This window comes from Peptidiphaga sp. (assembly GCF_057238965.1).
This window is the reverse complement of the sequence record NZ_DBHHEV010000119.1, coordinates 1-6,063: the sequence shown is the minus strand read 5'-3', so window position 1 is coordinate 6,063 and position 6,063 is coordinate 1. Positions and strand designations below refer to the sequence as shown.

Below are 6,063 nucleotides of genomic sequence, written 5' to 3'. Positions count from 1 at the left end.
GCCAGGTCCTCGACGGCCTCCACGCTCACGGGAAAGCACGCGTGCTTTTCCGGCGCCTGAGGCACGTCCATGAACAAAGAGGCGACGGCCCTGTACCCGTGCACGAGGCCGGAATAGGCGATGTTTTTGACTCCCATTGGATCTCCTCCGCATCTTGAGCGTCCCGGCGCCCCTTCGCACCAGGCCAGTAAGGTATACCTTACCTTCTAAGTGTGGAGAAGGCACCTCCGGCAGGGTGAGCCGCCCCTGCATGCCTCGCCCGCGCATCGCGAAACGCCCCGCCGCCACAGCGCGCCCCGGCAGTCGCCGAACTGCGGGGCTGCTCGTCGCCAAACTGCGGCCGCCGCCGACGACGGCAATCACTTCCCGCGCGAACGCCCTTCCGAGTCGCCGCCGAATCCGAGTGCATTCCCACTCGGGTCAAATGCGTCGTCGCCGAGGTCGAGCACTTCGACGTCGGGATCGAAAACGATGTCGACGTCGACCGCAACTTCGTCTTCCCCGAAGGCCCCTCCCCCGTCGGCCTCCGAGTCGGTGCGACAGGAATCCGCCCGGGAGGCGTCAACGCCGACGACGGTCAGCGAACCCAGCCCTTCGACATACTCCGGCATGCTCTCGCGCAGCTCGACACGCACGAACGGCCGGCTCGCACAAGGCGGCGCCGGAGAGAAAGAAAGCGAGACGACGCTTTCGCCGCAGGACCGGCAGACGGAGCCCAGGGCGAGCGTTCCGCGAGAGAGGGCAAGCGGCGGAATGTGGCTGGCGAAGCGCAATGATTGCACGTTGATGACCATAGTGGGCCCGGTCGGACTCGAACCGACGACGCCTGCGGTGTAAACGCAGTGCTCTGCCAACTGAGCTACAGGCCCTCGGCGTCGGCCGGCAAAGGGCCAACGCCACAAGTGATTACTTTAGCGCCTGGCGCCGGTCGCCGTCAGGCGGATTCCGGTCCAATTCTTGCTCGCCGCCACATTCGTGGTGGCCATGAGGCCGGCCGTCTCCGCCGCCTCTTCGACGACCGCCGCGGAAACATGCCCCGGTTCGCGCGGACCGGGCACCAGGAGCCAGCACACCGCCGAGTCAGATTCCAGATTTGCCTTCATGTCGAGGAAAAGGTCCGCCAAGTCGTCGGCATTGCCGTCGTCGTCGCGCCACCAAGCGATTGCGCCGTCCGCGATGTCGCCGTAGTCCTCATCGACGAGCTCTTCGCCGGTGGACTGCTCGATCGCGGAGCGCACCTCTTCGGCGACGTCGTCGTCGTATCCGAATTCTTGAACAATGCTGCCTTCGTTGAATCCCAAAGAACTCATGTGAATAGCCCACCCCATTCCGGCCGATTTGGCAAATGGTGAAGGCTTTCACGACAAACGTTTACTTTCGAATCTGCGAAACACACCCAACGCCGCTACACTGGAAGCAACATTGTGGGACCTTCGTCCGCACCTTCGACCCGTCGGTGCGATCCACTGCCAACACGATCCACAAACCAAAACGTAAGGAAGAACAAGTGAGCGTGCAGCCCGGTGCATCACCGTTGATCAACGGCCAGCCGAACTACGTACCCGACATCGACGCCGAGGAAACCAGCGAATGGCTCGAGTCGATCGACGACCTCATCCAGACGGGCGGGCCCAAGCGCGCCCGCTACATCCTCATGTCCATGGAGGAACACGCCCGGCGCAAGGGCGTCGAGACCCCTCCGAACCTGACGACCCCCTACGTCAACACAATTCCCGTCGAGGAGGAGCCCCTTTACCCCGGCGACGAGACCCTCGAACGCCAGTTTCGCCGCTGGGTCCGGTGGAACGCCGCCGTCATGGTCACGCGCCAGCAGCGCCCCGGACTGGCCGTGGGCGGCCATATCTCCTCCTTCGCCGCTTTGGCCACCCTCTACGAGGTCGGGTTCAACCATTTTTTCCGGGGCAAGGACCACCCCGGAGGCGGCGACCAGGTCTTCTTCCAGGGGCATTCGTCTCCCGGGAACTACGCGCGCGCCTTCCTCGAAGGCCGCCTGACCGAGGCGGACCTGGACTCCTTCCGGCAGCAAGTCTCAAGAAAGTCGGGCGGCCGCGGCCTTCCGTCTTATCCGCATCCGCGCCAAATGCAAGACTTTTGGGAATTCCCCACCGTCTCCCTGGGCATCGGCCCGGCCGCGGCTATCTATCAGGCGTGGTTCAACAGGTACCTGAACAATCGGAGCATCAAGGACACAAGCGACCAGCGCGTGTGGTGCTTCCTGGGCGACGGCGAAATGGACGAACCCGAGTCCCGCGGCATGCTCCAGCTTGCGGCGACTCAGCAGCTTGACAATCTGACCTTCGTGGTCGATTGCAACCTCCAGCGCCTTGACGGGCCCGTGCGCGGCAACGGAAAGATCATCCAGGAGCTCGAGGCCTTCTTCAAGGGCGCCGGCTGGAACGTCATCAAGGTCATCTGGGGCCGCGAATGGGACGTGCTGTTCCAGGCCGACAAGGAAGGCGCCCTCGTCAATCTCATGAACGAGGTGCGCGACGGCGACTACCAAGGCTTCAGGGCCAACGACGGCTCTTTTGTGCGCGATTCGTTCTTCGGCCGCGACCCGCGAACCAAGGCGATGGTCGCGGACTGGACCGACGATCAGATTTGGTCGCTCAAACGCGGCGGACACGACTATCACAAGGTCTATGCCGCCTACCGGGCCGCGACCGCCTACAGGGGCCAGCCGACCGTCATTTTGGCCCACACGGTCAAGGGCTACGCCCTCGGGACGAACTTCGCCGGGCGCAACTCGACGCACCAGATGAAGAAGCTAAACTCGGCCGACCTCCGTTTGCTGCGCGACACCCTGCACTTGGACATCCCCGACGCGCAGCTCGAGGACCCCTACAACGCGCCGTATTTCAAACCGGATCCGAGCGAGCCGGCAATGGAATACATGGTCGAGCACCGCAACCAGCTCGGCGGGTACCTTCCCGAACGCCGGGTGTTCTCAGGAGGGGTCGAGCTTCCCGCCCAGAAGCACTACGACGCCATCACCACCGGCTCCGGCAAGCAGAAGGTCGCCACCACCATGGCGCTCGTACGCCTCATCAAAGACATCGCCAAAGACAAGTCCTTCGGCTTCAGGCTGGTGCCGATCATTCCCGACGAGGCGCGCACCTTCGGCCTCGACGCGATGTTCCCGACGGCCAAGATCTTCAACACGCTGGGCCAGCAGTACACCTCCGTGGACCACGACCTGCTCCTTTCGTACAAGGAGTCCGAGAGCGGCCAGCTCTTGCACACAGGCATCTCCGAGTCCGGCTCGGTGGCCGCCTTCCAGGCTGTGGGCACCTCTTACGCGACTCACAACGTCCCGATGGTCCCGTTCTACATCTTCTACTCGATGTTCGGCTTCCAGCGCACGGGAGACCAGTTCTGGGCAGCGGGCGATCAGATGGCGCGCGGATTCATCGTCGGGGCGACCGCCGGCCGCACGACGTTGGCCGGCGAGGGCCTGCAGCACATGGACGGGCACTCCCCCGTCCTTGCATCGACCAATCCCGCCATCGTCCAGTACGATCCGGCCTACGCCTATGAGATCGCGCACATCATGAAGGACGGCTTCGTGCGCATGTACGGCGACGGATCGGACGGGCGCGACCAAAACGTCATGTACTACCTGACTGTGTACAACGAGCCCATCCATCAGCCGGCCCAGCCCGACGGCGTCGACGTCGAAGGCATTGTCAAAGGCCTCTACCTCCTTGAACCCGCCGAGGGGGACGGGCCGCGCGTCCAGCTCCTCGCCTCGGGCGTGGGGGTTCCGTGGGCCCGTGAGGCCAAGCGCATGCTCGCCGAGGATTGGGGCGTGCAGGCCGCCGTGTGGTCCGTCACCTCGTGGCACGAGCTGCGCAAGGATGCCCTTCAGGCAGACGAGCACAATTTCCTCCACCCGGAGGCCGAGCCTCGCGTGCCCTACGTGAGCGCCAAGCTGCAAGGCGCCGAAGGCCCGTTCGTGGCGACGTCGGACTTCGAACACCAGGTTCAGGACGCGATCGCAAAATGGGTGCCAGGAGACTACTACACGCTCGGCGCCGACGGCTTCGGCTTCTCCGACACCAGGCCCGCCGCCCGCCGGTTCCTCAAGATCGACGCCGCCTCCATGGCGGTGCGCGCCCTTCAGGGCCTCGCCGACCAAGGCAAGATCGACCGGTCGACCGTCAAGCAGGCGATCGACAAATACGACCTGTTCAACCCCAACGCGGCGGATCCGGTTCCCGAAGATCTAGCCTGAAAGGAGGCACTATGATCGTCACCACGACCAACGGCATCGAAGGCTTCAAAATCGACAAATATCTTGGCCTGGTCACCGGAGAGGTCATTGCGGGCGTCAACCTGTTCAAGGACATCGGCGCGGGCCTGCGCAACCTCTTTGGCGGCCGTTCGCAAGGGTACGAGAACGAGCTTCAAGCGGCCCGCGAGAGCGCCCAGGAAGAGCTCGTCGAGCGCGCTGAGAAGCTTGGGGCCGACGCCGTCGTGGGCGTCGACCTCGACTACGAGGTCCTCGGGCAAGGCGACATGCTCATGGTCTCCGTGACGGGCACGGCCGTGACGCTCTCTTACGGAGGCCAGGCATAGAAAAAGGCAGCCCCCGAAGGAGGGCTCAAGGCTGCGGAGCCTAGAGGCTCCGCAGCAGGCGCCTCTCGACGGGAACCGCGGCCTAGGCGGCGGTTTAGGAGACTCCGGCGATCAGCAGGTCAGCCAGCTGGTCGGGAGTCTCCGCCGTTCGCCAGGCCAGCGCGTACTCCTCTTCGGGAGCGGCGCCCCAGCGGACAAGCACGGTCGGCAGGCCGTGCGCGGCCGCGCCGTGGACGTCGTACTTCCTGTCCCCCACCATGACGGCGTTCGACGCATTGACGCCGGCCGCCTCGAGGGCCTCCAGAGCATCGCCGACGATCCAACGCTTGGCCGTGCGGCCGCGGGATTCGTCTGCCCCGCAGACCGCGACGAAGCGTCGCGCGACGCCCAGGCGCTCGAGAAGGGCGACGGCGGCTTCGGTCCTCTTCGACGTGGCGATCGCCATGGGCACGCCCGCCTCATGCAGGCGCTCAAGCATGGCCTCGATTCCGTCGAAGAGGCTCAGCTCCAATTCCTTCGCCGAATAGCGCCGCCGATAGGCGCCGACGAAATAGCCGGGGTCGACGCCCAACTCGGCGAAGGACTCGGACAGCGGCGGCCCGACGAACCGCCGGTAGTATTCGCGGGGGTGGACGATTCCCGCCTCTTCCCGCATGATTCGGTCGAACGTCTCAGCGACGGCGTCCATGGAATCGACGAGTGTGCCGTCCACGTCGAAAAGCGCCGGCCGTAGCGTGCGGCCTCCGCTCACAACTCGATTCCCTCAACGCTTCCGGCCCCGACGCGGGCGATCTTGCCCTTGACAAAGTCGAGAACGGTGGTCGGGCCGCCCTCTCCGCACGGGCCTTCGACCACGACGTCGACGACATGCCCGAGGTCGTCCTTGACCTCCCACCCGTTGACCATCGGGTCCTCCTCTCCCGGAAGGATGAGCGAGGATGTGAGCATGGCCTCCCCCAAGGATTCGAGGATCGCCTGGCTCATCCTGTGGTCCGGGATTCTCGCGCCCACTGTGTGCTTCTTCGGATTGACCGAAATGCGCGGGACGTCCTTCGTCCCCTTGAGGATGAATGTGTACGGACCGGGCGTGAGGGATTTGATGAGTCGGAACTCCGAGTTGCCGACGATCGCCAGCTGCCCCAGCTGGGCGAAGTCGTGGCACAGGAGTGTGAAGTGGTGCTTGTCTCCTACCTGGCGGATCGAGCGGATCCGCTCCAGGCCTTCTTTGTTTCCGAGCGAACAGCCGAGCGCATAGCCCGAATCGGTCGGAAAGGCGATGACTTCGCCCGACCGTATGTGCTCGACCACTTTGTCAACGAGCCTGGGCTGGGGATCGACGGGATGAATCTCGACGTAGCGGACCATGCGTGCACCTTCCCTTCTGGCATACTCACATTGCACGGTACACAAAAGACTACCAAGGAAGGGGAAGCATGGATCGCCAAGCAGCCGGCGACGCCGCCC

6 protein-coding genes and 1 tRNA gene are annotated in these 6,063 nt (G+C 64.4%); 2 read left to right on the top strand and 5 right to left on the bottom strand.

The window, feature by feature from the left end; all coding sequences use genetic code 11:
- Positions 1-359: 359 nt before the first annotated feature.
- The 3 genes from ACO48X_RS10535 to ACO48X_RS10525 all read right to left on the bottom strand — a co-directional run bounded on the left by ACO48X_RS10535 (position 360) and on the right by ACO48X_RS10525 (position 1,310).
- Positions 360-782, bottom strand: coding sequence for a hypothetical protein (locus ACO48X_RS10535; protein WP_485002041.1), 423 nt, complete (start codon positions 780-782; stop codon positions 360-362).
- Positions 783-796: 14 nt separating this feature from the next.
- Positions 797-869, bottom strand: a tRNA-Val gene (locus ACO48X_RS10530).
- 42 nt (positions 870-911) lie between these two features.
- Positions 912-1,310, bottom strand: coding sequence for a DUF3052 domain-containing protein (locus ACO48X_RS10525; RefSeq protein ID WP_485002040.1), 399 nt, complete (start codon positions 1,308-1,310; stop codon positions 912-914).
- A 197-nt stretch (positions 1,311-1,507) separates the two neighbouring features.
- Here ACO48X_RS10525 and aceE point away from each other — a divergent pair, with 197 nt between their 5' ends.
- Positions 1,508-4,255 carry a pyruvate dehydrogenase (acetyl-transferring), homodimeric type gene (gene aceE, locus ACO48X_RS10520; RefSeq protein ID WP_485002039.1) on the top strand — a complete coding sequence of 916 codons (2,748 nt, stop codon included), beginning with the start codon at positions 1,508-1,510 and terminating at the stop codon, positions 4,253-4,255.
- An 11-nt stretch (positions 4,256-4,266) separates the two neighbouring features.
- Positions 4,267-4,599, top strand: a complete 333-nt coding sequence (locus ACO48X_RS10515) for a YbjQ family protein (RefSeq protein WP_485002038.1) — start codon at positions 4,267-4,269, stop codon at positions 4,597-4,599.
- A gap of 94 nt (positions 4,600-4,693) precedes the next feature.
- Here ACO48X_RS10515 and ACO48X_RS10510 read toward each other — a convergent pair whose 3' ends face one another.
- Positions 4,694-5,311 carry an HAD family hydrolase gene (locus ACO48X_RS10510; RefSeq protein ID WP_485002037.1) on the bottom strand — a complete coding sequence of 206 codons (618 nt, stop codon included), beginning with the start codon at positions 5,309-5,311 and terminating at the stop codon, positions 4,694-4,696.
- Positions 5,312-5,346: 35 nt separating this feature from the next.
- Complete coding sequence (locus tag ACO48X_RS10505) at positions 5,347-5,964, bottom strand: L-threonylcarbamoyladenylate synthase (RefSeq protein WP_485002036.1); 618 nt, start codon at positions 5,962-5,964, stop codon at positions 5,347-5,349.
- Positions 5,965-6,063 lie beyond the last annotated feature (99 nt).